The organism is Metabacillus rhizosphaerae (assembly GCF_037201795.1).
Lineage (GTDB): Bacteria > Bacillota > Bacilli > Bacillales > Bacillaceae > Metabacillus > Metabacillus rhizosphaerae.
The window spans coordinates 1,975,058-2,001,724 of record NZ_CP147403.1; the positions used below are offsets into that span (position 1 = coordinate 1,975,058).

Below are 26,667 nucleotides of genomic sequence, written 5' to 3' on the forward strand. Positions count from 1 at the left end.
GAAATAAATGATTTGTCCAATCTGTAATAGACCACTAAAAAGCAAGAAAAGCATTGAGAGAGGTATTGGTCCTGTTTGTGAGGTAAAGGTCAAGAAACTCGAAAACGAGCCTCCTGAGGGGCAAACAAAAATAGATGATTACCTGCCAGAAGGTGTTGCACATGATTGAATTTGTAATACCAGGTGAAGCAGTAGCACAAGGTCGACCAAGAGCATCGATCAACAGAAGAGGCAAAATACAAGTTCGGGATCCAGAGAAATCTAAGGACTTTAAAAGCTATGTGAAATTACTAGCTTCACAGAATCGTCCGAAAGTGCTTCTCTCAGGTCCATTAGCTGTTGAATTAAGGGTGTACAAGCCTATCCTTAAGAGTTTTACCTTGAAAGAAAAAGAAGCTGCTAAACAAGGCATTAAACGTCCGATAACTAAACCTGATCTAGATAACCATGCAAAAGGTGTTCTGGATGCCATGAACAAGATCATTTACAAAGATGATGCTCAGATTGTTGATTTAGTAGTTAGCAAGTTTTATAGCGATTATCCGAGAGTAGAGGTTTTTATAAAGGAGCTGAGTGATGATGGCTAAGAAAAGAAATCCAGCCATCGAGAAGGCTGAGAAGGAATTCTATAACAAAGGTTGTCTTTTTGGATTTGAGCAAGGCGTTGAAGTAAGCAGAGTTGCATCAAAAATGTTGTTTGACCAAAAGCTTGAAGAGTTGAAAGGCATAAAAGGTATTGGCCCTAAAACTTTTGAGATTATTGAAAGGCATTTTGAAAAATATCTTGAGGAGGTACCAGATGAATTTACAAAAGTTGTTTGAGATGCAGAAAGGGCTAAGAGACCACATTGGGTATGACGGTCCTGATCGTTTTAACAAATTAATTTTAGCTTTGCTTGTGGAAGTAGGAGAATGCGCAAATGAGTGGAGAGGCTTTAAGTTTTGGAGCACTAATCAACAACCTAGAACACTTGCATTAAGACATCCAGCAATGATGGAAGAGGATAAAGAGTATTACAATCCTTTACTTGAAGAATATGTGGACGGACTACACTTTGTTTTGGAATTAGCATTGGAGATAGCTTATGAGATTCAATTTGATGTGTGTGATTATATCAGCGAGATTGATAACGACATAAAAAGCCAAGAACAAAAATCCAAAAATATTATAGAGCAATTCAATACGGTTTTCTATTTTGCTAACACAGTAAATTACGACTGTGAATATTCTAATCTTTTTGCTGCTTACTACTATTTAGGTGAAATGCTCGGATTCACATGGGATCAAATCGAACAAGCATACATGGATAAAAACAAAATCAATCATGAACGCCAGGAGAGTGGTTATTAATGTCGCCAGTACTAACAATCGTTGCTATTGTCACTTTGATTGGTTTGGTTCTTACATTCGAACATGATTGGCGTAACCGATTTAAGGGGAGGTAATCCGGTTGGAGGATCATGAAAAGCTAAAAGATGATTACATCAATGCTAGTCGTAAGATTCGTAGGCAAAGAGTTGATCTAGATAAAGCATATGGAATGATCGAGCAGTTGAAGAAGGAAAATGAAGAGTTACGTGTTTATAAAGACACTTATTTTTCTCTCAAGTTAGCTGGTGTGGATCTACCACATGTTAAGTCGGTCTAGAAGAAAATTGCGAAGTAACGGAGAGGTTATATGAAATCAGTTATAAAGAGCGTTTTATTTTGGCTAACTTGGATCTATTTCTTGGTATTAGTAGTAGTTAACATTGTATTTTGACGAGGTGTTGAAATGAAGGGCACAAGAGTGAAAATCATCTACTCATTAGAGGAACTGAACAAATTTCTTTCTGAAAACGATGTGCTGAATGTACAAATGTTGTCTCAATCAAAGATTAGAGAATCTTATATGGTTGGTGGCGGTATGGTTGAAGAAAAGAACTTGTATTGGAACGTCTGGTATAAGTGAAGAAAATTGCGAAGGAGTGAACCTTATGAATGATAGGAATTGTGGTGTCTGTAATAATGAGGTTTCCATACACGAAGAACAAATAGGAAGACGAGAAAACAACGGTGATATTACACCTTATCATATGTCTTGTGAATCTAAAGCAAGGAAATTAGAACCTTGTGAAGATTGTGGATTGCACCGTATATTCTGTAACGAGTGCAAAGAGTAATTCACAATACGCTTAAATATCGAAGGAGGAATAACCTATGCCACATGATTTAGAATGGCGTTTATTAAGAGCCTTTAAGAATGGTGATAAAGAGGAAATTCAAAGATTGAATAATATTTGGTTCCATCAGATTAAGGGGGCTGCGTAATTATGAGACAACTGGATAACTTCTCTAAAGAACTAATTACCATAGAAGAATTTTCAGAATTTGTTAACCACATGAGAAGTTCCATCGGATTGACCAAAAGGGAATTTGCTGATGCCATGGGAGTTACAAAAAGTACAGTAATTAATTGGGAAAACGCTGCTACAATTCCAAATAATGTTCATGCAATAATTAGAACAATGAGAATAGTAGTTAAGTTGAGAATTAGAAATAGTAGATTGATTGCATGAAAAAGCCAGGCGGCAACCTGACTTCTTAATAAATACTTCTTATTTGATTCGATATTATTATATACGGACGACCTAGTAAAAAGATTCATAAAAATATAGATTCTCTCAAAAAAAATAACACATGGAGGGATCTTAATGAGGTTGCAAGAAATAAAAATAGATCCTAGTACCATGAGACTAGAGATTGATATAATGGATTTAAAAGGAAGTTTTGCCATTGTACTATGCGAAGGTAAAGCTAAAATAACCGAATTACCTTCCCATGGTGAAACTAGAATTGTTACTCATCAAGGTAAGGTGAAACGTGTTAAGTTTGATGAGGGGGAAGAGTTTTGAAGGAAGTTTGTGAAGGATTTTGGAATTGTATTTCTCCAGACGCTTGGTTTACTGGTATAGGAACTTTAATTGGAGCATTTTTAGGAGCATTTTTAGCAGGTTTATTTACAATATTTTCTGTAAGGAAGCAACTTAAGCATGACAGTTCAAATAAAAAGAAACAAGAAATAACGAGTTATTTAAAAATCAGCTCTGATTTTAGTTCAAGAATAAAAGCCGTTATAAATGCAGGTGAAGAATTGGAAAAGAGAATATCACATGATGATACAAGAGTAGGTGTTTTTGAAGAAAAGACAATAAAACATTCTAAAGGATATTTAGGATCATTAAATAATGTTTCAAAAGAGATTTCAACAATGAATTATCACCAAATTCCTTACGAGTTTTATAATTGTTTTATTATAGGCAAGGAAATAATTGATATTCTTAAAGTAGATGTAGAATTTCTCATAGATGATTTACAAAAACCTATAAGAACAGATTATATTCACTGGAGCGATAATTATGAAGGGTTTACTAAGGGATTAAAAAAACTAAAAGAAATTTCTAATTCTATAGATGAATTTGATATTGAATCAAAACAAGAACTTCAAAAAATAAATAAAGTTATAAATTAAAAATTAATAGAGTTCTACCGGCCATCTGGAGGACACTGATCTTTACACAGTACATCTGTGTTTTGATTGGTGTCCTCTTTTTATTTGTCAAAAAGGAGAGGTTGTACATGAATACTAGTTTACAAGATCAATTGAAACAGTGGAAAAAGGACCATATGGAAGTAAAAGAGCAACGTAAACAACCAAAGAAGAAACCACCTGCAAAGAAACAGGAAAAGCTTTCAGATCGTGACCTAGCTTTTCTAATGAGGAGCAACATGAAAACATTGCACCGCGGTAGAGGAGGAGCTTTAAAATGACAATACAAACTCAGGTTGAACAATTAATTAAAGATTATCACTGGATGAGAAAAGAAGTTAATCGCCTGGAAAGAATTTTATATGGTTACTCTACTCCTATGAAAAGTTGGGGTGTTGCTCAGTATGGAGAAGATGCAGCAATGCCAAAAGGAAGTCCTGGTAAGAGTCAAATGGAATTAGAGAAGATGGATATCAGGGAAGAAAGGTTGTTAAAAAGGTTATGGAAATTGCAAGGTCGTGTTTTTGCTCTTGAAGCTGCAGCTGATTATCTGAATGATGAAATAGAGAAAATTGTATATGATTGCATGCTTGATGGGATGAGCTATCGAGCTATCGGTTACCACTTAGACATCTCCAGAGAAAAGGTTAGGCAAATTAAAATAGATTTCTTAAACCAATTATGCCAAAATTGCCACCTTTTGCAGTTATTGAAATTGGAAAAAATTGCGGTGTAAAATGGGAGGGAGGTCGGCGCGGATTAGTTACATGTCCGAAAATCTACTTTCGATCAATAACCTTCGGTTTATAAACTGTTAAATCTTGTAGATTAAACCCCTCCTTTTTCCTATAATGGACAAGGGGGTGACATAATGAAATATAATATTCTTAGGTATTTGCCTTATTTTTTCCTTTTTACTGTAATTATTATAGACATTGTTATTATCTATGCATTACTGGTTACTTTAAAGATACTTGAAAAAGAAATTATAGCAGCATTAATCGGTTTTGTCGGTTCTGTATTAGGGGGACTACTGACATTAGTTGGAGTGAAATGGACACTTGACTCACAGAATAGAAAAGAAAGTCTATTAAAGTACGAAAAAGCAAATTATGTATTCACTGAATTATTACCTAAACTAATAGCAGTTTATAACGGGATAAAAAGTTTAAGTCCGCAAAATTGGTTTCAAACAATAGATGCTATCTTAAAAGATGCAAAGGCATTGGAGACTAAAGCATCCGAATTATCAGAAGAGGCTAGGTTTGTAGGAATTGAGTTTTATAGAGAAGTGAAGAGTATCGATTATTATGCTGGGGTTATATCAGAGTATCTTGAAAATATTAGACCTGGTGTCACCGATGAAGAAATACAAGAAAGGTTGTTCACCTATTATCAAGGATTAGCTAAAGCAGATAATGCAATATTAAATCTTGTTTACAAAATAAAGCACTCTTAATTGGGTGCTTTTTTTATTTTCCAAAACAACTCAAATAATTGGAGGTGGCAGGTGAATGTGATATGCCGAAATGGGATGAAATAAGAAAAGAGTTCGAAACATCAAAAATTACTCTTGCTGCACTTTCTGAAAAATATAATATAAAATTAGGTACTTTAAAGAGCCGTAAAAGTCGTGAAGGATGGTCAAGAGATCCTACGAAAAAGGATGCAACCAAAATAAAAAAGGTTGCAACCCCACCGAAAGAGGATGCAACTAGAAAAAGAAGTGGCAATCCTAATCCTCAAAATCAATTTACAAAACGGAACAAGGCAGCTGAAAAGCATGGTTTCTTTTCTAAGTTCATTCCTGCTGAAACATTAGAGATCATGGAAGCAATGGAAGAGAGAACTACAGCTGATTTAATTTACGATCAGATACAGATTCAGTATGCTGCTATCATTCGTGCTCAGAGCATCATGTTTGTTTCTGGTAAGAATGAGATGATCAAGGAGCTTAAGAAAGCTAAGTATGAATATTACCCTCGTCCTAAAGAAGAAGGTGGAGGCGTTGAAAAATCAGTTACCGAAGAAGAATATGAATTCCAATTTGCTTGGGATCGACATGCCACGTTCTTGAATGCTCAATCAAGGGCTATTTCTACATTACAGAGCTTGATAAAACAATTTGATGATCTAGCACATTTGGAAGACGAAAGGCGGCTTAAATTGGATCAGATTAAGTTCGGTATCGAGAAAACCAAGAAAGAAACAGAGTTCATTGAAGAACGTACGAAGCTTCTTAAAGGATCTAAGAAAGATACTGGATTACTTGAATCGCTTATTGATGCATTTAACGGTGATAAGACATGAACATAGTTTATTCTCCTAAACAACGTGAAGTAATTACAGCACCGTTTACCCATACTCTTGAAGTTAATGAAGGTACTCCACGTAGTGGGAAAACAACTGCCGGACACTTTCGGTATGCTCTTTATTTGACGTTAACACCTGATGAGAATCATTTGATTACAGCTTATAACCAAGAACAGGCATATAGGCTTTTTGTTGATGGTGACGGTACCGGATTAAAGCATATATTTGGTGATCTTTCCAAAGTGAAACATGATGAGCTTGGTGATCATTTAGAGATTCATACTCCAAGTGGTATTAAGAAGGTTTATTACAAAGGTGGCGGTAAGGTTGATAGTGTAAAAGCTATTACTGGTATGTCGCTTGGCAGTGTCATATTCTGTGAGATTAATTTACTTCACATGGATATGATTCAGGAATGTTTTAGACGTACTTTTGCTGCAAGAATGAGATATCATCTTGCCGATCTAAATCCACCAGCACCTAATCATCCAGTTATCGAAAAGGTGTTCGATGTTCAGAATACCAAATGGAAACATTGGACCATTCATGACAACCCAATTCTTACAGATGAGCGTAAACAAGAGATTTATGATGTATTGAGCAAGAATCCTTATTTATTTGCTCGTGACTGGGAAGGTAAGCGCACAATGCCTGAGGGTGTTATTTATTCCATGCTAAATCTGGACAAACACCAAATACCTACATTGCTTGGACAACCATACGAAATGTTTTTTATGGCCGATGGTGGTCAATCTGATGCGACAAGTGTCAGCTGCAACATTGTAACCAGGTATGAAGGTAAGTTTAGGCTTAATCGTGTTGCTAACTACTATCACAGTGGTAAAGAAACAGGACAAATAAAGGCAATGTCTACCTATGCGAAAGAAATAAAGAACGACTTTGTTAAATGGTGTACTGAGAAGTTTCAGATGCCTTATACAGAGTTCTTTGTCGATCCTGCTTGTAGATCATTAAGAGAAGAATTACACCTCGTAGGTATACAAACTACAGGTGCTGATAACAATGCGCATGATATAAAAGGCGGTTCGAAAGGAATTGAGGTTGGTATTGAGCGTTTCCAGAATGCTATTACCAATGATCAATTCTTTTTAGTTGAATGTGATAAATACGATCATTACGACTTTATAAAAGAAGTTGGGATGTATTGTCGAGAGGATAACGGAAAGCCAATCGATGATTATAACCATGCTCTCGATGAAGCACGTTATGCAAATAACTATTTCTACAAACGATATGTAATTTAGGCGGTGACAACATGTTTAAAGGATTAATCGCCAAGGTGAGGCAGGTGATGTACAAAATGGGATTGATCAAAGGGATCCAAAAGCTATCAGATAAGCGAGAAATTCCTGTTAATGATGAGATGTATGATCGTATAGAGATGTGGAAAGCAATCTATGCAGGTTATTTAAAGGATTGGCATGATACCTCATACATGACTGTTAACGGTAAGAAGCAACGCAAACGAGCATCTATGAGAATGGCAAAGGTTGCTTCTCAAAAAATGGCCACACTTATTTTTAACGAAAAATGTGAGATTAATATTTCTGATGAAACACTTGAGAAAGCAATCAAAGACGTTCTAAAAGCTAACAAATTCAATCGAGAGTTTAGAAGATACCTAGAATACGGCTTTGCTCTCGGTGGAATGGTCATGAAGGCTTACTATGAGGACAACCAAATTAAAGTATCATATACAACCTCAGATTGTTTCATTCCCCTTGCTTGGGATAACTTTAGGATTACAGAAGGAGTATTCGTCAGCACGTTCAGAAAAGGCGAGAAGCGATATACACACCTTGAGTGGCATGTGTGGGAAGATAACAATTATATCGTCCGAAATGAGCTATATGAGAGCAAGGATGATAATGAGATTGGCGTTAAGGTATCTCTTGATGTCCATTTTGCAGGACTGGAAGAAGAAATCATTTTCCATGAGATTGAGAAAACGATCTTTGTTTATTTCAAACCGAATATAGCTAACAACTTTGATACCAACTCACCACTAGGTATTTCAATCTTTGCTAACTCTGTAGACACGCTTAAATCACTTGATATTGCGTTTGATAGCTTCCAAAGGGAGTTTATCCTAGGAAAAAAACGTATTATTGTTCCGAATTCAGCATTAAAAACAGTTATTGATCCATTAACAGGAGCTACTCACCGTTATTTTGATGCTGATGATGAAGTGTATGAAGCAATGAATTTAGGGGATGGCCTAGAAGGTCAAAAGGTATATGATATCTCAGTTGAGTTGAGAGTAGATGAACATGTTGCTTCAATCAATGCTCTATTAAATGTCTTAGCTATGCAGATCGGCTTTAATGCAGGAACATTTACTTTCGATGGTGTTGGTGTCAAAACAGCTACAGAAGTAGTTTCAGAGAATAGTGAAACGTTCCGTACTAAACAGGACCATGAAACAAACGTTGAAGCAGCCATTCAAGAATTAGTTGATGCGATTGTTGAAATTGCAGATGCTTTCAGTGTTTTTTCTCGTCCTGCGGAGTACGAAGTTACCGTTGCTTTTGATGATTCGATTGCAGAAGATCAGAGCGCTGAGATAGCAAAGCAGATTCAGTTAGTCACTAATGGTCTGAATAGTAAGGTGAGAGCGATCATGAAGATTCATGGATTGACTGAGAAAGAAGCCGAGGATTTGTTGAAAGTTATCAAAGAAGAACAAAAAACAATTACTGCAGGAAATGTTGATCTTTTTGGTGGTGAATAAGGTTGGATCCACTTAAACAGCAACAACTAGTAATGCCAACTGTAGAGGTTTTCCTTGCGATCGAAGAACAGATGCTTATCAATATCGCGAAACAATTAAGAAAGCATCGATCATTACTAACTGAAGATAATATTGTTTCTTGGCAAACTGAACAGCTTTCAATGATGGGCCAGTTAACACAACAGAATATTATTGCTATAGCGAAGCATTCCGGTATGGCTGTAAATGAAGTAGCAAAGGCACTTGAACAGGCAGGATATAGCGCGGTTGAAGAAGATGAGGAAGACTTACAAGCAGCTGTTGCAATGGGATTGCTTCTTGCTCCACCAAGTATTGAAGCTAGCCAGGCATTACAGGATGTTTTAGCAACCTATCAAGAACAAGCTCTTGATTCTTTCAACATGATAAATACGACCATGTTACAACAGTCTCAGCAAGTCTATTTAGACATTGTTAACCAAACGGTAGGCAAAGTATTAGCAGGCACTCAAACACCTCAGGAGGCGCTAAGAGAGAGTGCTATTAAATGGGCGAACAAAGGTGTTCCTGCTTTAATTGATAAGGCAGGTAGGCAATGGTCCACAGAAGCTTATTTAAATGCTGTAATGCGATCTACTGTAAACAATGTTGCTAATGATATGCAAGATGCACGTATGGATGATTTTGGAGCTGATCTATTCGAAGTATCCTCACATATGGGTGCTAGACCTGGTTGTGCTCCGTATCAAGGGCGAATCTTTTCGAAAAGTGGTACCCATCCTATATATCCTGCGCTTAGTTCAACAACATATGGACAAGCTAGTGGGTTGTTTGGAGTCAATTGTAGGCATGTTAAATACGCATTTATCGAAGGTGTTTCCAGAAAGACATATAAGCCATATGACGAGGAAAAGAACCGAAAAGAGTACGAGGAAAGCCAACAGCAAAGGTTACTCGAAAGACGTATTAGAGCAGCTAAGCGTGAACTCCATATGATGCAAGCAATGGGTGATGATGTTGGGCTTAAGATGGCTAAGCAGAAGGTAAGAGATCGTCAAGCTGAGATGAGGGAGTTCATTGAAGCTACTGGAAGAAGAAGAAATAGACCAAGAGAGCAGGTGTATTGATGTTTATCTCTAAAAAAGAATATGAAGAGTTAAAGAATAAGGTCAAACACCAAGAGGAACTTCTCCAACAAATGATGTACCATCTGGATCAATTAGCGCGGGAAGTTCAAGAATTGAAGAAACCTAAGGAGCCTAGCTATTTCAGTTAAGGCTTTTTATTTTGGTCTTTTTAAAGGCTAGACCCTAAAGAAGCGTATTCCTTAGCGTGGAGGGTTACACGCCAAAAAAACTAATAAGGAGTGTCATATAGATGGATTTAAAAGAATTGCTAGGTGAAGAGTTATATAAACAGGTTATGGAGAAAACAGGAGACAACAAGATTGCTATTGTTTCAGATGGTAATTGGTTTCCGAAAGATAAGTTCGACACGGTGAACAAAGAAAATAAGGACCTTAAAGGTCAATTGAAAGACCGTGATACTCAGCTTAAAGATTTAGAAACAAAAGCACAAGGTAATGCGGATTTACAAAAGCAAATTCAAGATTTACAAGCAGATAACAAAAAAGTTGCTGATGATTACCAGGCAAAGTTAAATCAACAATCGTTTGATTTTGCTCTTAAAGATGCACTCACTGGTGCTAAAGCTAAGAATCCGAAGGCTGTTGAAGCACTATTAAACAAAGAAGCTATCAAACTTGATGGTGACAAGCTACTTGGATTAGATGAGCAGTTAAAAGCTATTCAAGAAAGTGATTCATATTTATTTGATTCTGAACAGCAACAACAGCAGCAACAATCAAGTGTGAAATTTACTACTGGCCAACATCAGAAACAAACAGGCGATGCACCTACTAGTCTTGCAGAAGCATTAGCACAAAGATTTACAAAACAATAATAATTAGGAGATGATTTTATATGCCGATTACATTAGCACAAGCAAAGGTCGGAATGGCAGACCACGTAGATCAATTTGTTATTGACGAGTTTCGTCGCAGTTCTTTACTTTTAGATGCGTTAACGTTTGATAATGCTGTTTCACCAGGTACAGGTGGATCAACTTTAACTTATGGTTACACACGTTTAAAAACTCCTTCAACTGCTGGGTTTCGTGCTCTAAATAACGAATACACAGCAAACGAAGCAGACCGTGAAAACCTATTTGTTAACCTTAAAATCTTTGGAGGAACGTTCAATATTGACCGTGTTATTCAAGATACATCAGGTCAAATTAACGAAATGAACTTCCAAATGCAACAAAAGATTCTTGGAGCTTCTAACTTATTCCATTACACAGTTATTAACGGTGATTCAGCTGTTGATACAAACGCATTTGATGGATTAGATAAGGCACTTACAGGATCTAACACAGAGTTTAATACAGAAGATGTTATTGATCTTTCAACTGAATCAGGATTAGATAGCAATAAATTCTCATTCCTTGATGAATTAGACAACTTCTTAGCTGAGTTAGATGGTCGTCCTTCAATGCTTATGGGGAATAGCAAATTAATCACTAAGATTAAAGCTGTTGCACGTCGCGCTGGATATCTTACTTCTTCTGAGGATGGATTTGGTCGTACAGTAACTGGCTATGATGGTATTCCGTTGGTTGACCTTGGGTACTTCTACGATGGCTCCTCTACTGTTCCGACTGTTGGCATTGAGAATCGTACGGTAGCTACAGTTGCACAAACAGGTCTAACGGATCTATATGCTGTTGGCTTAGGGTTAGATGGATTCCACGGAGTTTCTCCTACTGGAAACAGTGTAATCCGTAATTTCCTACCTGATTTTAATGCGCCAGGTGCCGTTAAAACAGGTGAAGTAGAAATGGTTGCAGCTGTTGCCCTTAAAGCTACTCGTAAAGCAGGCGTATTACGTAACGTTAAAGTTCAATAATGAAGGGAGTTTTGTAGATGGCTACAATTAAAAGTCCTAACCCTCAATATACGGGGGTTAGTGCTTCCCTTCCATTTGTGAAAGGTGAAGCAAAAACAGATAATCCGTGGTTAGTTGAATGGTTTAAGAATAAAGGGTACGAGGTTGTTGAGGATGAACAATTGCCAGGTAATCCACCTATCGAAACAGATATTTCTAAGCTAACAAAAGATGAAATCAAAGCTAAACTTGATGAGTTAAATGTTGAATATAAGTCAGATGATAACAAAGATGTATTGATTGAGAAGTTAAAAGAAGAAACAGAAAAAGGTGAGTAATCATGCCGTATATCGATTACACATATTACACCAATACCTTTAAAAGTACATCGATTACACAGGAGCAATTTGACCGTTTAGCTGTTCGTGCTTCTGATCTAGTCGATATGGTGACAAATTACGTCCTTCATGGTGTTGCATTCGAAGATTTTGCTCAATTGATTCAGGACAATGTGAAGAAAGCAACTGCAGCACAAGCTGAATATATGGCAATGCAAGGAGGAGAAACATCTGTACATGGTGGTTCTCCTTCTTCTGTTGGTATTGGTAATTTCAATTATCAAGACTCTGGTGAAGGGCAACAAGTCGTGTCTCAATTTGCAATCAATTATCTTAGACCCACAGGCTTACTATATAGGGGTGTGAGCGTTAGTGATTGTTAAACCTATACCAAAGCATTTACTTATCCATACGGTCGTATATGAGCAATTTCAAGAGGGTGACGGGATAACAACAGAAAGTGGTTTTCTCCCTCCTGTCACTCTTTCTGATGTACGTGTGCAAGCATTGTCTAACATCAAAAAGAATACTAATTCAGAAGATCTTTTATACGATGCAATGCTCTTTTATGATGTTGTTAATTCTTCTTCCAGTGCTCCATTTGAGTTCACTGAAAAGTCCAAGGTTAATCACAATGGAAAGACCATGTTTATTGAAAAGGTAAATCCAGTAGAAGCTATTAAACTCCATCACTATGAGATTGGGTTGAAGTAGATGCTTTCATTTAAAACTCATATAAAAATGCAAACTAGAAAGCTAAAGGCTAAAAAGGACGCTGCTTATAAAGATGCCCAATTTAATTTAGATTCGCAAATATTAAAAGATAGTAATTTCTTTATTCCAATGCAAGAACTGAATCTAGCGAGATCGGGTATTCTTCATAGCAGGTTAGGTCTAGGCTTAATTAGGTGGAAAACAAAGTATGCAAGAAGACTTTACTATAATCCCCAATATAACTTTTCGCATGATGTAAATCCTAATGCACAAGGTTTGTGGTATGAAGCAGCAAAAGCACTTAATAAAGATGCATGGAAAGAAATTGTACAAGAAACTTACAACAAGCATTTCGACGGGAAGTAGGTGAACAGATGGATATTATTGCACAAATATCGAAATATCTAACGGATAATGCGAGTCTGAACGGTTTACCTGTGGTTTCTCCTTTACTGAATGATGGTAGTTCAATCGCCATTCGTGAGTCACCTTCTTCCATTGCTAATCGGTACATGAACTCTGGTAAAACATTCAACTTTCAGTTTCAGATACTTGTTAAGGATCCGAGCGTGATTAATACTAGGAAAATCATTAATGACATATTTAAGAAGTTAGATGGACTGTCAAACGGTGCTATTACTAGTGCTGATGGCAGTTTTTCTTTTACAAAATGTGAATGTACAACCTCACCAAACTTTGTTGAGAAAACAGAACAGAATTATTACATCTACACAGCGTTATTTAATGCTGAATTAGAGATAGGGAGGTAATTTAATGCCTAAAAATGTTATGAATGAGCATTTGTTTCAAATTGATACAGATACAACCGGAACAACACCAGCCCTAGAAGCAATAGGCGCAGGGATTACCAATGTTGCTATTTCCAATAATGAAGAATTAGATCAAACGAAATACCTAGATGGTGATGGTTTTGGTGAAACTGATGTAATTGGAGCGCAGACAGTTCTTGCGTTCACTGGTCATAGAGATTATGGAGATCCAGCGCAAGATTTTATTTTTGGGAAAATGCTTTCTATAGGTGTGAGCAGACGGGTTCCTTTTGAATGGACTGAACCAGACGGAGGGAAATATTCAGGAACTTGCACAATTGCAAATATTTCAGGTCCTGGTGGAGATGCTGGATCAAAAGGTGAAATATCTTTCGAGATTCACTTCAATAAAAGACCAACATACACAGCAGGAGTTTAACCAGAGAGCCTTCAATGGCTCTTTTTTAAATTGTCTTTAGGGGGAAAAGGAACATGGCAATGAAAAGATTTGAATTTAAAAAAGCTTATGAAGAAATCGAAGTTGTTGGGGAAGTTTACAGAATCAGTCTAAATGATGATGATCGCAAGAATTACAGTGATCACCTTATAGGATTCTATGAATCTTTAGATAAAGCTCAAAAAGTTGATCCTAAGACAATCACACGTGATGATTCACTGAAATTAGAAGAAGAAATCAAACAATCAACATTAAAAACGCTTGATATTTTCTTTGGTGAAGGATCAGGAGAAAAACTTTATGAAGCATCAGGCAGACAAACAGATGAATTGTTTGACTTTATTTATGAAGTAGCTGAAATGATTCAAGCACGTAGACAAGAAAAGGCTAACAGATATCTCAAAAAGAAAAAAGGGAAGTAACATGAGTTTCACCCTTACAACGGAATTTTACGATTGCTTTGATTTTAAAGGCAAGGTATATAACGTTGATATGTCGTTTGATAACATTCTGTTGCTGTTCGAAATGTTTGACGATGGGGATTTGTATGAGCATGAAAAGGTTTATTTTGCCTTACAAATGCTTATCGAAGAATACAACGAACTAGATCTTGAATCACATGAAGAATCCTTTGAGTTATTCAAATACCTGTTAAATGAGTTTCTTGAAATTGATCTTGATAAAAAAAGCGAATCCGGTGAAGTACAAGTGAAGAAGTTTGATTATCAAAAGGATGCAACGTTGATATATGCTTCCTTTTTTGCTGTTTACAGAATGGATTTGTTTGAACTAAAAGGAATGCTTCACTGGCGTAAGTTTGAAGCCTTATTACTCCATTTAGATGATAATTCCCCATTTAAGAAAGTTGTTGGATACCGAACTATGAAGATTCCATCAGAAAAGCAAATTGGTAAAGAACACAGAAACCACCTTGTCAAGATGCAACAACTTTATAGCATAGATGAAAGAAAGCCAGAAGAACGCATGAATAGTGCGTTTGATGCTCTTTCACATACATTTAAAAATACCTCTAAGAAAAAGTAAGGAGGTGGAAATATGTCAGATGGTAGTGTTGTTATTGATGCCAACATTGACGATGATGGGATATCCAGAGGTTTAGCTAAGATACGCTCAAAGCTATCTGGTTTAGATAAAAATTTAACAAAAACAAAATCCCTTAGTGCGTCTGTTCTGTTAGCACCGTCATTAATATCTTCAATTGTTTTAGCAACAACAAAAACTATATCTTTAGGTTTGGCCTTTGCAGGTGCAGTTGCTGCAGGAGCGCCTTTGCTTACATTGGCAGGTGGTTTGGCTGCTTCGTTTGCTGCTGCAGGTGTTGGTGTAGCAGCATATGGTGTGGTTGCAACATCTGTTATTGGTGAAGTGTTCAAAAAGTCGGAAGAGATTGCTAAACTTGAAGAAAATCTTGCTAATGCAGATACAGCAAAGGAAAGAATCGCAGCGCAAAAGGAACTTAGAGAAGCTATGAAGGGCGTTTCTGATGAACAAAAGAATGCTATGGATCAACTTGCTAGCTTTAAGTCGTTTTGGACTGATTTCACAAAGCAGTTTGAAAGGCCCATCCTAGAAACATTCAGTACAGGATTAGCGCTTGCTAAAAACATTCTTACAGGTTTAGCACCAACGATTGATTCTGTTGCAGCAGTTATTAATGAATTGTTCCAAGAGATGAATAACGGGGTTATAGAAGGTGGTTTAAAGGATTTTTTTGGATGGTTGGAATCAAACGCTGCAGAATCCTTATATAATTTCGCTCATATTTCAGGGAATGTGATAGGTGGTTTCTTTAACTTATTAGGTTCTTTTTCTCCTATAGGTGCTGAAATTGAAGAGGGCTTTTTGAGTTTGTCAGAAAGATTTTTGGAGTGGTCAGGTTCAATCGCTAGTTCGACAGCCTTTCAAGATTTTGTGAATTACGCAATGGAAAATGGTCCAGTGTTGATGGAGATAATCGGAAATGTTGTTGGTATCCTGCAACAACTTGTCACTGATTTAGCGCCATTAGGAGCAGACGTTTTAACAGGTTTGCAATCATTCACAAGCTTGATACTTGATAACTGGCCTGTTATTAAAGAAACAGTAATTGGCTTAACGGTTGCTGTTGGGTCATTCGTAGCAATTATGAAAGCTCTACAGATTATCGGTGTTATTAATACGTTATTGGTGGCATGGAGAACCGGAACGCTAGCAGCAACAGTTGCACAATGGGGATTGAACGCTGCTATGCTAGCAAACCCTATCACTTGGGTTGTAGCTTTAATAGCTGGTTTAATCGCTATCGGTGTCCTGTTATATCGAAATTGGGATTCGGTAAAGGCGAAAGCTATTGAATTATGGAAGGCTGTTGAAGATGCTTGGGACAATATCTGGGGTGCAATTCAAGATGCATGGGGGAAAGTCGAAGATTATTTAGATGGCATTGACTTATATTCAATAGGAAAATCAATTATGCAAGGTTTGGCAGATGGTTTCAGTTCTATCCACATCCCAATGCCACATTTTAGTGTAAGTGGAAGCTTCGACATGAATCCTATGGACGGTGACGGTTTTAGTATTCCAAGTGTTAGCTTTGATGGTTGGTATGCAAATGGTGCTGTATTCCCTGCCAACTCACCAAGATTAATCGGTGTTGGTGATAACAAAACTTACCAAGAGGCAGCTTTACCACTTTCCCCAAGCGTTTTAGGTATGATCGGTTCGAAAATCGCTGATGAAATGCCAACTCCTAGTGGTGGGACGGGTGAGCAAACGATCATTGTTCAATCAATTCTCGACGGTGAAGTAATTTCCGAACAAGTTAGTAAACGAATGAATAGTAACATTCCACAAAGCAGAAGGAGGTTATAGGATGAGCATAAAACTTGATGACGTACCAATATCTGAATATAACCTCAGGTGTAAGTTAGATCATGATCACCCTGCCTTATCTGATACTAGGGATTATGTAGTTAGTATCCCTGGCATGGCTGGTGCTTATGATTTTGGTGCTGATATGGGACCAAAATCATTTAATTTGCCTTTTGATTTTATAAACGTTAAATCTAACACCGATATAGTATTTGAGATTAGAAGTTTTAAAAAAGCTATTCTAGATGGATACGGAAACCCTAAGACTTTTAAACTTTCATTCGATTATGCACCAAATAAATACTACAACGCCCGTTATAGTGGATCGTTACCTTTAGAAAGGTTGATTCATAAAGGGCGTTTTGTTTTGCCTTTAACAGCGTTTGATCCTTTTGAATATTCAATTGTTGCTAACGATGAAATTACTTGGGGTAGTGAGGTTATCACCTTCGAATCTGATTATCTATTTGGAACAATTGGTGGGGAAACTCATTCAATTACAGCACCAAAAACGATTGTTGAAACAGTAAATGGTGATACTTTACGTCCTATTTTCAACATAAACGGATCAGGAACAAATGTAATCATTTCGGCAAATGGGCAATCTTTTTCCCTGGGAACTTTCAGCAATGTTAATTGGGTTATTGATGGTGACAATTACACAGCTCTGAAAAATGGAGCAAACGGTTTATCAGATTACAACAAAAATTATCTATCAGGAGATTGGATTGAACTATTAAACGGTGATAACAGCATCACCATAACAGGCAGTGGCTTAAATCTTACCTTTGAAGTCAGATTCAGAGATAAATACATGTAGGTGGTGAGGATATGCCGACGGAACATATTAAGTACGATGAGGTTTTAAGAAAAGGTACTGACAAGCTTAATAGCGCAATTGATCAAGCGAATAAAGCTGAAACCGATTCAAGCAATGCTGTTACTACAGCAAATAGCGCGGTTCAAACAGCTCAGACAGCTGAAACGAAAGCTGAGAGTGTACAAGTACAATTTAATCAAGTAGTAATAGAGGGAGATTCTTCAGTCGAGGCGGCACAAGCAAGGGTAAAAGAAGACGGTACTTCCTTCACAACTTTAAAAGGAAGATTAGATGAATCTGACGCTGTATTGGCAGGTATTGCAACAAAAATCAAAGGAATAGTTAGCCCTTTGGATTACGAACACATAGTTGTTGGCGATGACTGGTCAGCAGCATTTCAAGAGGCAGTGAATGATGCATTAAGAGGTACCTATGTGGGCGATGTTTACTACCCTAAGAAGCTGGAAATTCCTGAGGGTGATTTTAAAATTTATACCACTGTTGTGGTTGATGGAGCAATAGCGAATCTATCTTTAATTAATCAATTAGATTTTTATATGGCAGGAAAAAGTGCTGGCACTAGATTGTTTCAAGGAAGTGACCAACCTTTATTTAAATTTCTATCTGTAAAACCAGTTATCGAACATCTTAGGTTTAGAGGTACTTCGGATGTAGGTAAGGCTATCGTGTTAGGTGAGGCTGATGCAGCTGACGGATCCCATTCTGCACCGAAACAAGGTATTTTTAACGGGGTTCAGTTCTATTACTGGCATAAATGTATTGAAGTAGGACATATGTATGATTTCGCTTTTTACAATTGTGGTTTCTTTTCTTCCAGAGGAACAAACCCGATTATATTAGATGTTCTAACCCACAACCATGATAATACTAACAACTTAGCGTTCTACCGTTGTCATTGGGAACAAGGTGTTGGAGCTACATTCATTAAAATAAAAGGTGATAAAGTTTATCCATCTCAATTGCACACGAATTTTTATTTTCACGGTTGCCACATGGAAGCACGTTCATTTAACACAACGTTCATGGATTTATACAGAGTTTCTAATGTTAGTATTAAAGGTATACAATGTACTCAAAATAATACAATTGGCGAGACTCAAGGAGTAACCACAAGCAACTTCGTTCCTATGTTTAAATTAATAGATGTTTATGGTTTTCACTTGGAGGACGGTACTGTAAATCGAATAGTCCCAACAAACCCCCAACCATCGTATTCAACCAAAATTTTAGAAGTGGGTGGATACACTAGAAATGTAACATTTGAGCAAGTTTTGTTCGAGACAGGGGCAACAGGTAATGCAAACCCTTCTAAAAATGATATTATTCAAAATTCAAGCACTACACCTTTAGTTAATGCTGATATCGATGAAGTTGTTAAATTTAAAAGGTGTGCTGTAAATGATATGAATACTGTTTCATTAGATGAAAGTAATACAATCTTAACATCTCCAACTTATAAAAATAGAAGGTGGCAGAATAAATATAACTCTGATGACTCAATACAGTGGGGATACAGTCTCGATTCTAATCCAACAAATAACTTTACTTCAAAAATGATACTGGATAACGCGGGAAATCTTTATCCCAAACAGTATGCATCGGATTTTAATCAATCCATACCAAACAATGGATCTGCATCTATTAGTGTAGATACATCTAAAAATCCTAGCAGACGGGGCATGTATGTAATAATGGCTAATACGCCTAGCGCACAATCTTATGCTATTGTTTACACTAATGGAACAAACTTAGCACCTGTTTTCGTGGGAAATGATATGGTAGTTGCGGATACAAATCAAAATACTAGTGGTAAATTTAATGTCTATTTATCTAGCGGAAGGATAACTGTAACAAATCTATACGGAAGTGAAAGGACGGTTTCCATTATACCGTTTGTATTTAGATAATGATTAAAAACAAAAAGCCAACTTTTGTTGGCTTAGTTTATAATATGCAATTCCAAGAAATAACCATGATGATAAGTAAGAATATTCGGGTACAGATACCATCATGGTAACGTAAATAATGATCAACGCTAATTTTATTCCTAAATTCTCTCTTGATTTCTTAAGTTTAAGGATTGGGATTAAATATAAAATTGTAAATAACACAAATCCTACAAGACCAGTATTAACTAGAAATGTAGAGAATAAATCCGAGGATCTTACGTACCCAAATCCTATTCCAAATAAAGCACTTAGGAAATTCAGGCTAAAGTAGTATTCCATATGGTTTTCAAAACTCATGGATCTTGAACGACCAGATTCATTTGATTGTTGTAATTTATCCAAAATAATACGATCAAGTAGCATATATACTTCATTCCAGAATAATAAAGTTGCTAACGCGATAAATCCTAATAAGAAAAACAATAACAGTTTATTAGATCGTTTTATAAGTGAAAATAAACCGAGAACAATTCCAATGATAGCTGTAGATGATGTTGATAAAAGTAAGACAGTTGTCAATAAAGCGAATGTTTTTTTCTTTTTTAGAGACCAGGCATAAACCCAGAACGGCAAAACTACAAAAGCAAACATTGAAGGTTCTTGTGTGAGACCGTTGATTCTTTGAAATGTAACGGAGCTTATCGTCATTAACTGGTTACCTAGTGCAATTGTGTCGTGTGTTCCAAATGATCTATTTGAGAGAAAATCACCATAGGAATTAAAAACCAAGTAGTACACAAATTCATATAGAGCATACACAGCAAAAATGTTTATAGACACAAAAATATATTTTACCCATTCCTCTTTATAGAAGTTCTTAATGAATACAAATGTCAGTATTCCAACAAAGAAATAAAGAGATTGTGTAAAATATGATGATCTTAATATAGTGGTTGCAGGATTTGCCTCTTCGACTAAAGTTAAATTTTCGAAAGAAGGTAAGTTAACCATAGTATTAATAAGCTGTGAAGTTAATGTCACTAGGAAAAATATAAAACTTATGATAAATAAATCATAAAAATATCTTTTTTTATTTTTAATCATTGCTAGAACCAGAACAAAAGATAAAAACGCTAGACCATAGCTGGGTAAAGAGCCTTGTACAGAAGGGATTAAAAGTATCGATGTTATAGGGATAAACAATGCCCAAATTAGAAAATATCGATCAGTTATGCTTTTGGTACCAATTTCCAATTTTAATGACCAACTTTCTTTATTATTTACCAATGATTTTACAATATGTTTCAAAAAGTGTATATGGTAAATTTAAATTTATATAATTTTTGTAGAAAACTGGTAGTATTTTAGATGAAGTTGTTAAAACTGTTTTGAATCTTCCCCAGTATATTATTATGAAGATATTGAAAGTTTAGGGGGAATACAAATCGTGTTAAGAAAAGATAGAAGGAAGTTCTTGAAGTGGTTAACAATTATTACGATATTTAGTAGTTTTCTCATAATTCTTTGGATGAACCAAGAAAACAATAACAATAACAGTTTTCCTGACAAAATTCCTGATGGTTTTGGTGTGAATGTACATTTTAATGGAGATCCAATTGATGTAGACCTTATAGAAGATGCTGGATTTAAAATTGTAAGGAAAGATCTTTTTTGGGATAACGTTGAAAAAGAACGAGGAAAATATGACTTTACAAAATATGATCAATTAACCAATGCCTTAATTAAGGAGGGGATTCGACCTTATTATATATTAGCCTACAGCAATACACTATATGAAGCAAACAGATCTATTGTAACTAAAGAAGGGCAGGAAGCATTTGCAAGATATGCAGAAGAAGCAACCTCAAGATATAAAAATAAAGGTATCATTTGGGAAATATGGAATGAACCTAATATTGGTTTTTGGGAACCGAAACCAAATTTCAATGAGTATTCATCTTTAGTTAAAAAGGTTTCAAAAGTAATTAAGGAAAATGATCCTAGTGGAGTTGTTGTTGCACCAGCATTATCTGGATTGAATGAAGAATCTTTAAAATGGCTAGAGGAGATATTCAAGGAAGGAATATTAGATTACATTGATGCTGTATCTGTGCATCCTTATCGAGTTAGCAATCCTGAAACGGTAGGAAAAGACTATCAATCTTTAAGAGAGTTAATAGACAAATACACAAACAAAGAAATTGCAATAATATCAGGTGAATGGGGATATTCAACTGCTAAGGGGTGGAATGGATTAGAATTAACTGAAAAAGAACAAGCTGACTATCTCGTTAGAATGTTCTTTGTTAATTTGTTGTATGATGTCCCTATAAGCATTTGGTACGATTGGAAAAATGATGGCATTGATTCTAATAACGGAGAACACAACTTTGGGTTAAGAGAACACAACGTAATCAAACCTAAAAAAGGATATATGGCCATAAATACCCTCACATATATATTATCTGGATATAAGTTAAATGAGAGAATTAACATCGGGGACCCTGATGATTACATGCTAGAATTCATTAATGAAAATGAAGATAAAGTGATTGTATTTTGGACTTCGAGAAACAAGCAGAAAACAACTTTACCTTTAAGAGTGGAGGGGAGAGTAGTTTCTGTGTTAGGAGAAGAAAAGGGGTATTTGAAAAACAAAACAACTATTGAATTATCTAGTAGTCCAAATTATTTAATATTAGATAATTAATTTTAACTGAAATTAAACTTAGTTAAAATTTTTATTGTTTAATAGGAGTTATTTACTCATTTTATATTAAACGATAAAATTAATTTAAAATAATTATTTAGGCGGTGTAATATTGTCAGATCAATATAAGTTAGTGCGTAGTTGTTATTATTTAGATAAAGAATACAAAATTATTGGGGAATTATCGAGTGGATTTCTTTTAGTTGTATTACAAGAAGACATTGATAAAGGAGAATATCCATTACAAATCTTGACTATTCCGTCAGAATTAGTTACAGAAAAGTACTAATTTACTATCGAATAAAATTTCCTTAGTTATAAAATATGTTTTCGAGTCACCTAAGGGTGGCTCTTTTTGTGAGGTGAAAACTTGAAAAAGAAACATATACAAGTCTATGACAGAAGCATGAATAGAGTTGCGATACTAAACAGAGCCTATAAGATCGGCTATGAGTTAGAACAAAATAACATTTGGACTTGTCAGTTTACCTTACCTTTAAACGATCCCAAGCGTAACCATATAACACCCAAGCGTTTTATCGAATTATGGGATCACGACAAACGGATAGGTATGTTCATTGTTCAACCAATTAAAACAAAGAAAAACACAAGTGATAGATCGATTACTTATACATGCGAACACGTATTAGGGACCTTACATAGTGAGGTCCTTTTTCGTTACCATCAATTCACGAATTGGACAACAAGGCAAGTATTACAAGCTTTAATTGATATGCAAGAAGAAGTGTTTTGGAAACTGGGAACAGTGGATTTCACTCGTTACTTTCATTATGGGTGGGAAAATGAAGAATCTTTATTAAATGCAATAGTTAGTGTTCCAAAGACATTTGACCAGTCGTATTTATGGGATTGGGATGACACTACTTTTCCTTTTACATTAAACCTTATATCACCGACTGATGAATATGTTGATACTTTGAGGTTCGGTAAGAATTTAAAAGGTATTGAAAAAGATGAAGATCCATATGGGATTGTTAACCGTATTTACCCTCTAGGATATGGGGAGGGTGTTAATCAGTTAGGAATTGAAAAAGTAAATGGTGGAATTCCTTACTTACAGGATCAAGCTTCTATTGATGAATACGGATTACAAAAACAAATATGGCCTGATCGACGTTTTGAGGATGCTGAATCGTTAAAAGCAAGTGCTCAAGCATTGTTAAATCGTTATAAAGACCCTATAACAACAGTTAGTGTCGATTGTATAAACTACGAGTTAATTGATCCTTACAAGATTGTTAAATACGGAATTAGTAAGATTTTAAGGGTCGAGGATAAGGATACAGAAACGAATATTGATTTACGTATTGTGAAGATTGTTAGATCAGACATTTACGGAGCTCCACAAGATATCAAGTTTGACCTTGGTAATGTAAGAGAACCGTTAGAGACAACTATTACCGATTTAGAGAAGAAGCAGCTGGTCAATGAAACGTATAGCCAGGGTTCTACAAATATTGATACTCATGATTACTCGGATAACAGCGATCAAAACAATCCTGCGGTTATCCGTTTTTATTTGCCTGATGATCTAGTAAACGTAAATGCAATGACTTTAACTTATGAAACCGAAGAGTTTAGAGCTTATTCAAAAGCAACCAAGGGTGGTGGTGCAATTGTAGAATCAACAAGTGGTGGTGGTGCTGTTGTTAAATCAACATCAAGTGGTGGTGGTTCTACTCAGACATCAAGTTCAGGTGGAGGATCTTCACAAACTAGTTCTAGTGGTGGAGGATCAACGCAAACTTCCAGTAGTGGCGGTGGATCAACAGAATCTTCTAGTTCTGGTGGTGGTTGGAACGGAACAACAAATTTACAGGAAGAAGTGACAGCTGGGATTGCAGAAACAGCATGGCCTAAAACACAAAGTACTTATGGTATGGATTCACATACGCATAGTATTTATCCACATCAACATAGTGTTGCTGTTCCCAATCATTCACATTCAGTAAATATTCCAAGTCATACGCATTCAACAAATATTCCTAGCCATACACATTCTGTTGAGATTCCGAACCACACTCATAATTTGACGATACCGCACCACACGCATGACATTGATATACCAGACCATAGCCATTCGATTACTTTACCCAACCATACACATGATATCGAACATGGTATATTCAAGTTAACTGAAACTCCAAGTGCTGTTGTAATTAAAGTGGATGGGAATACAGTCCCTGTAACATCAACAAATGGCTCTGATATTGATTTAATCCCATATCTATCTAAAGATTCAGGTGGTCGTATTAATCGCGGACAATGGCATGAAGTAACCATTACACCTAATCAATTAGGACGTGTAAATGCAAATATAATTTCCCGTTTATTTATTCAATCAAGAATTGGAGGAACTTTCTAATGACCTTAAACGTAGTAACACATAGTGGGCAAGATTTAAAAATTGAAGTTGAAGTGTATGATCCTATTTTACTAAATGAACAGCTGAACAGTAATGAAGTTCATACGGTGCTGATCGGTAACACGATATTTTCCAAAATTGATATAAAACTAGTCGTTCCAGTGCCCCAAGAACAATAAAAATACAAAAACATCATTTAAAGGAGGATAGTTATGAAGAAGTTACTCTTAGTAGTTTTATTGCTTTTGATAGTCTATCCTCTTACGATAACCGCAACTGAATGGAAAGAAGTACCTCAAAGGAACGAAATGATCGGAAATACATTAATAATCGAGAACCCTAATAAATAGATTTTTAGTCTGAATTTCCAATTTTTGAGTGTATCACCTTGACAAGTTTTATTGAAAAGGTTTTACTTCAAATATAACTTTTAAAGGGGAATTTTTATGACTTCAAAAAAGGGTTTTGCTAGGGTAGTAGATATTCAAGAAAGAGAAAACGGAGTTTATCTTGTTAATGTCGAAGGATATGATTCAGCATTCGATAGAGATTTTAATGAAATTGTTCAGTATGATGGTGGTTTTCTTCAAAGAGATACGATTTTACGTAAGCGATATCCAATGTCAGCGGAATGTAAAATACACATTAAAGTTGCGATTATGGAAGAAATCAATTTGAGAAACTAAATACTTATATAAAAGGATCTTGGTTTAAAAGCCAGGATCTTTTTATTTTGTCTTGAAAGGGTGAGGTAGTTGACAGTTGAAATTACCGTTTTAATTGCAATAGGAAGCTTTTTAATTGGCCTTGTTACATTTAGTCGAAACCGAGATAAAGATGTTAAAAACGATGCTACAAAGTCTGCAGTTATAGAGACAAAGCTTGATAGTATTAGTCAATCGGTCGATTCAATTAGGATTGATTTAAGAGCAAGCGAACAACGTTGGAGTTCATTATCTGATCGAGTTATTCGTGTAGAAGAATCGAGCAAACAAGCACATAGGCGTATTGATAAAATTGAAAACAAAGGGGAAATGTAAAAATGGAAGCACTATTTACAATTGAATTTACTGCATACGTAGGGATTGCTGTTATTTTGTATGCAATTCGTCAAGCTACTGGATTATCAAACAAATACATTCCTTCTATTGCAATCCTACTCGGAGTCGCTTTCACATCATTTGAAAGTGGCTCTTTTTCATCAGAAGTTCTTTTACAAGGATTAAAATATGCCCTGTATGGAATTGGTTCTGTTGCTGCCATTAAATATGCAATTGAAAAAGGAGAGGAAAAATAATGACAAACTTATATTATGATTCTAGAAACCGTTCAAACCTTTCAAAATTAGCTAACAAAACAAAGGTTGCCGCACTTAAATGGTATGACTATTGTGTAAAGAATAATATTAACATCTTGATCTATGAAACAATGAGAACTGAAGAAAAACAAAGAGAATACGTGAATAGTGGGGCTTCACAAACCATGAATTCCTATCATCGTGTAGGACAAGCATTAGACTTTGTTCCTGTAGATAGTAACGGTAAATGCCTATGGGGTGGTTATGGTTCATCTGCTATCAAAAAGGCTATTGCATATGCTAAGTCGTTAGGTTTTGAATGGGGAGGAGATTGGAGAAGATTCATTGATAAGCCTCATTTACAATTCAACTTCAAAGGATATGGTACAGATACCTTTAGTGAATCAAAAACTGTAGGAGCGCCAAAAACAGAAGTTAAATCCGTTATTGTTCATGCACCTAAGAACGAGAATAAAATCAGTGTATTCCAGTCCTGGTTAAACACTAATTATAAGGCAGGTATTAAAGTTGATGGCTTATATGGCCCGAAAACAAAAGCAGCTACACTAAAGGCATTGCAAACGGAATTAAACAAACAGTTTGATGCTCAATTAGTTGTAGATGGTAAATGGGGTCCTAGGACTAAATCAGCTATTCGTACTGTTAAAAAAGGTGCGAAGGGGAATATTACGCGTATTATTCAAGGGATGCTTTATTGCTTAGGTTACAACCCTAAAGGATTTGATGGCATTTTTGGAGATGGATGTGAGTCTGCAGTTGAAGTTTTCCAGGATGATAACAGCTTATCCTCTGACGGTATTGTAGGCAGAAATACATTTTCTAAAATGTTTTAAATAAAAGAGCCCTTCCTTTTG

The 26,667-nt window shown here is 35.9% G+C and carries 40 protein-coding genes; 39 read left to right on the forward strand and 1 reads right to left on the reverse strand.

What is annotated here, in order from left to right; translation table 11 throughout:
• The first annotated feature begins 7 nt into the window (after window positions 1-7).
• From WCV66_RS09470 to WCV66_RS09615, 30 genes are all read left to right on the forward strand, one after another.
• Entirely contained in the window at window positions 8-169 is a 162-nt protein-coding gene (locus tag WCV66_RS09470; protein ID WP_338788784.1) for a DUF6011 domain-containing protein, read from the forward strand.
• The gene (locus WCV66_RS09475; protein ID WP_413789638.1) at window positions 162-587 is read left to right on the forward strand and encodes a RusA family crossover junction endodeoxyribonuclease; all 426 of its coding nucleotides are present in this window, start codon (window positions 162-164) and stop codon (window positions 585-587) included. Before WCV66_RS09470 ends, WCV66_RS09475 begins: the two co-directional genes overlap by 8 nt.
• Window positions 577-822: a hypothetical protein gene (locus tag WCV66_RS09480; RefSeq protein WP_338788788.1), complete on the forward strand. Its 246-nt coding sequence runs from the start codon at window positions 577-579 to the stop codon at window positions 820-822. Before WCV66_RS09475 ends, WCV66_RS09480 begins: the two co-directional genes overlap by 11 nt.
• A complete protein-coding gene (locus WCV66_RS09485; protein ID WP_338788790.1) occupies window positions 800-1,351 on the forward strand; it encodes a dUTP diphosphatase in 552 nt (183 codons plus the stop codon). The genes WCV66_RS09480 and WCV66_RS09485 overlap by 23 nt, the downstream gene beginning before the upstream one ends.
• Window positions 1,352-1,451: 100 nt before the next feature.
• On the forward strand, window positions 1,452-1,649 hold the full coding sequence (locus WCV66_RS09490; protein ID WP_338788792.1) for a hypothetical protein: 198 nt from the start codon (window positions 1,452-1,454) through the stop codon (window positions 1,647-1,649).
• A 126-nt stretch (window positions 1,650-1,775) separates the two neighbouring features.
• Window positions 1,776-1,952: a hypothetical protein gene (locus WCV66_RS09495; RefSeq protein ID WP_338788793.1), complete on the forward strand. Its 177-nt coding sequence runs from the start codon at window positions 1,776-1,778 to the stop codon at window positions 1,950-1,952.
• Window positions 1,953-1,977: 25 nt separating this feature from the next.
• Entirely contained in the window at window positions 1,978-2,163 is a 186-nt protein-coding gene (locus WCV66_RS09500; protein WP_338788794.1) for a hypothetical protein, read from the forward strand.
• A gap of 150 nt (window positions 2,164-2,313) precedes the next feature.
• Window positions 2,314-2,559, forward strand: a complete 246-nt coding sequence (locus tag WCV66_RS09505; RefSeq protein ID WP_338788795.1) for a helix-turn-helix transcriptional regulator — start codon at window positions 2,314-2,316, stop codon at window positions 2,557-2,559.
• Between the two features lie 135 nt (window positions 2,560-2,694).
• Window positions 2,695-2,895, forward strand: a complete 201-nt coding sequence (locus tag WCV66_RS09510) for an XtrA/YqaO family protein (RefSeq protein ID WP_338788796.1) — start codon at window positions 2,695-2,697, stop codon at window positions 2,893-2,895.
• The gene (locus tag WCV66_RS09515) at window positions 2,892-3,512 is read left to right on the forward strand and encodes a hypothetical protein (protein WP_338788797.1); all 621 of its coding nucleotides are present in this window, start codon (window positions 2,892-2,894) and stop codon (window positions 3,510-3,512) included. The genes WCV66_RS09510 and WCV66_RS09515 overlap by 4 nt, the downstream gene beginning before the upstream one ends.
• Window positions 3,513-3,619: 107 nt before the next feature.
• On the forward strand, window positions 3,620-3,811 hold the full coding sequence (locus WCV66_RS09520; RefSeq protein ID WP_338788798.1) for a hypothetical protein: 192 nt from the start codon (window positions 3,620-3,622) through the stop codon (window positions 3,809-3,811).
• Window positions 3,808-4,266: a sigma factor-like helix-turn-helix DNA-binding protein gene (locus WCV66_RS09525; protein WP_338788799.1), complete on the forward strand. Its 459-nt coding sequence runs from the start codon at window positions 3,808-3,810 to the stop codon at window positions 4,264-4,266. The genes WCV66_RS09520 and WCV66_RS09525 overlap by 4 nt, the downstream gene beginning before the upstream one ends.
• A 135-nt stretch (window positions 4,267-4,401) precedes the next feature.
• Entirely contained in the window at window positions 4,402-4,989 is a 588-nt protein-coding gene (locus WCV66_RS09530) for a hypothetical protein (protein WP_338788800.1), read from the forward strand.
• 62 nt (window positions 4,990-5,051) lie between these two features.
• Window positions 5,052-5,840: a phage terminase small subunit gene (gene terS, locus WCV66_RS09535; RefSeq protein ID WP_338788801.1), complete on the forward strand. Its 789-nt coding sequence runs from the start codon at window positions 5,052-5,054 to the stop codon at window positions 5,838-5,840.
• Window positions 5,837-7,108, forward strand: a complete 1,272-nt coding sequence (locus tag WCV66_RS09540) for a PBSX family phage terminase large subunit (RefSeq protein ID WP_338788802.1) — start codon at window positions 5,837-5,839, stop codon at window positions 7,106-7,108. Before terS ends, WCV66_RS09540 begins: the two co-directional genes overlap by 4 nt.
• Window positions 7,109-7,119: 11 nt before the next feature.
• Window positions 7,120-8,595, forward strand: coding sequence for a phage portal protein (locus WCV66_RS09545; RefSeq protein ID WP_338788803.1), 1,476 nt, complete (start codon window positions 7,120-7,122; stop codon window positions 8,593-8,595).
• A gap of 2 nt (window positions 8,596-8,597) precedes the next feature.
• A complete protein-coding gene (locus tag WCV66_RS09550; protein WP_338788804.1) occupies window positions 8,598-9,701 on the forward strand; it encodes a phage minor capsid protein in 1,104 nt (367 codons plus the stop codon).
• A 250-nt stretch (window positions 9,702-9,951) separates the two neighbouring features.
• Entirely contained in the window at window positions 9,952-10,536 is a 585-nt protein-coding gene (locus WCV66_RS09555) for a phage scaffolding protein (protein ID WP_338788805.1), read from the forward strand.
• Between the two features lie 20 nt (window positions 10,537-10,556).
• The gene (locus tag WCV66_RS09560; RefSeq protein WP_338788806.1) at window positions 10,557-11,540 is read left to right on the forward strand and encodes a major capsid protein; all 984 of its coding nucleotides are present in this window, start codon (window positions 10,557-10,559) and stop codon (window positions 11,538-11,540) included.
• A 17-nt stretch (window positions 11,541-11,557) separates the two neighbouring features.
• Window positions 11,558-11,857, forward strand: a complete 300-nt coding sequence (locus WCV66_RS09565) for a hypothetical protein (protein WP_338788807.1) — start codon at window positions 11,558-11,560, stop codon at window positions 11,855-11,857.
• Window positions 11,858-11,859: 2 nt separating this feature from the next.
• A complete protein-coding gene (locus WCV66_RS09570; protein ID WP_338788808.1) occupies window positions 11,860-12,240 on the forward strand; it encodes a hypothetical protein in 381 nt (126 codons plus the stop codon).
• Entirely contained in the window at window positions 12,230-12,571 is a 342-nt protein-coding gene (locus WCV66_RS09575; protein WP_338788809.1) for a putative minor capsid protein, read from the forward strand. Before WCV66_RS09570 ends, WCV66_RS09575 begins: the two co-directional genes overlap by 11 nt.
• The gene (locus tag WCV66_RS09580) at window positions 12,572-12,937 is read left to right on the forward strand and encodes a minor capsid protein (RefSeq protein WP_338788810.1); all 366 of its coding nucleotides are present in this window, start codon (window positions 12,572-12,574) and stop codon (window positions 12,935-12,937) included.
• 8 nt (window positions 12,938-12,945) lie between these two features.
• On the forward strand, window positions 12,946-13,341 hold the full coding sequence (locus tag WCV66_RS09585; protein ID WP_338788811.1) for a minor capsid protein: 396 nt from the start codon (window positions 12,946-12,948) through the stop codon (window positions 13,339-13,341).
• Between the two features lie 4 nt (window positions 13,342-13,345).
• Entirely contained in the window at window positions 13,346-13,780 is a 435-nt protein-coding gene (locus tag WCV66_RS09590; protein ID WP_338788812.1) for a phage tail tube protein, read from the forward strand.
• A gap of 53 nt (window positions 13,781-13,833) precedes the next feature.
• Window positions 13,834-14,220 (forward strand): hypothetical protein, encoded by a 387-nt coding sequence (locus WCV66_RS09595; RefSeq protein ID WP_338788813.1) that lies wholly within the window; start codon window positions 13,834-13,836, stop codon window positions 14,218-14,220.
• A 1-nt stretch (window position 14,221) separates the two neighbouring features.
• The gene (locus tag WCV66_RS09600) at window positions 14,222-14,842 is read left to right on the forward strand and encodes a Gp15 family bacteriophage protein (protein WP_338788814.1); all 621 of its coding nucleotides are present in this window, start codon (window positions 14,222-14,224) and stop codon (window positions 14,840-14,842) included.
• A gap of 12 nt (window positions 14,843-14,854) precedes the next feature.
• Window positions 14,855-16,669, forward strand: a complete 1,815-nt coding sequence (locus tag WCV66_RS09605; protein ID WP_338788815.1) for a hypothetical protein — start codon at window positions 14,855-14,857, stop codon at window positions 16,667-16,669.
• Between the two features lies 1 nt (window position 16,670).
• Window positions 16,671-17,489 (forward strand): phage tail domain-containing protein, encoded by an 819-nt coding sequence (locus WCV66_RS09610; RefSeq protein ID WP_338788816.1) that lies wholly within the window; start codon window positions 16,671-16,673, stop codon window positions 17,487-17,489.
• A gap of 11 nt (window positions 17,490-17,500) precedes the next feature.
• Window positions 17,501-19,417: a hypothetical protein gene (locus WCV66_RS09615; protein ID WP_338788817.1), complete on the forward strand. Its 1,917-nt coding sequence runs from the start codon at window positions 17,501-17,503 to the stop codon at window positions 19,415-19,417.
• 3 nt (window positions 19,418-19,420) lie between these two features.
• Here the strand turns inward: WCV66_RS09615 and WCV66_RS09620 are convergent, their stop codons facing one another.
• Window positions 19,421-20,653, reverse strand: coding sequence for a hypothetical protein (locus WCV66_RS09620; RefSeq protein ID WP_338788818.1), 1,233 nt, complete (start codon window positions 20,651-20,653; stop codon window positions 19,421-19,423).
• Window positions 20,654-20,846: 193 nt separating this feature from the next.
• Between WCV66_RS09620 and WCV66_RS09625 the strand changes: the two genes are divergently transcribed.
• The 9 genes from WCV66_RS09625 to WCV66_RS09665 all read left to right on the forward strand — a co-directional run bounded on the left by WCV66_RS09625 (window position 20,847) and on the right by WCV66_RS09665 (window position 26,646).
• Window positions 20,847-22,109, forward strand: a complete 1,263-nt coding sequence (locus WCV66_RS09625) for a cellulase family glycosylhydrolase (RefSeq protein WP_338788820.1) — start codon at window positions 20,847-20,849, stop codon at window positions 22,107-22,109.
• A 112-nt stretch (window positions 22,110-22,221) separates the two neighbouring features.
• A complete protein-coding gene (locus tag WCV66_RS09630) occupies window positions 22,222-22,398 on the forward strand; it encodes a hypothetical protein (protein WP_338788821.1) in 177 nt (58 codons plus the stop codon).
• Between the two features lie 81 nt (window positions 22,399-22,479).
• Window positions 22,480-24,495 carry a phage tail spike protein gene (locus tag WCV66_RS09635; RefSeq protein WP_338788823.1) on the forward strand — a complete coding sequence of 672 codons (2,016 nt, stop codon included), beginning with the start codon at window positions 22,480-22,482 and terminating at the stop codon, window positions 24,493-24,495.
• The gene (locus WCV66_RS09640) at window positions 24,495-24,674 is read left to right on the forward strand and encodes a hypothetical protein (protein WP_338788824.1); all 180 of its coding nucleotides are present in this window, start codon (window positions 24,495-24,497) and stop codon (window positions 24,672-24,674) included. The genes WCV66_RS09635 and WCV66_RS09640 overlap by 1 nt, the downstream gene beginning before the upstream one ends.
• Window positions 24,675-24,707: 33 nt before the next feature.
• Entirely contained in the window at window positions 24,708-24,845 is a 138-nt protein-coding gene (locus tag WCV66_RS09645; RefSeq protein WP_338788825.1) for a hypothetical protein, read from the forward strand.
• Window positions 24,846-24,941: 96 nt separating this feature from the next.
• Window positions 24,942-25,181 (forward strand): hypothetical protein, encoded by a 240-nt coding sequence (locus WCV66_RS09650; RefSeq protein ID WP_338788826.1) that lies wholly within the window; start codon window positions 24,942-24,944, stop codon window positions 25,179-25,181.
• A 69-nt stretch (window positions 25,182-25,250) separates the two neighbouring features.
• Complete coding sequence (locus WCV66_RS09655) at window positions 25,251-25,535, forward strand: hypothetical protein (protein ID WP_338788827.1); 285 nt, start codon at window positions 25,251-25,253, stop codon at window positions 25,533-25,535.
• Window positions 25,536-25,537: 2 nt separating this feature from the next.
• Window positions 25,538-25,792: a hypothetical protein gene (locus tag WCV66_RS09660; RefSeq protein WP_338788828.1), complete on the forward strand. Its 255-nt coding sequence runs from the start codon at window positions 25,538-25,540 to the stop codon at window positions 25,790-25,792.
• Complete coding sequence (locus WCV66_RS09665) at window positions 25,792-26,646, forward strand: peptidoglycan-binding protein (protein WP_338788829.1); 855 nt, start codon at window positions 25,792-25,794, stop codon at window positions 26,644-26,646. The genes WCV66_RS09660 and WCV66_RS09665 overlap by 1 nt, the downstream gene beginning before the upstream one ends.
• Window positions 26,647-26,667: the final 21 nt, after the last annotated feature.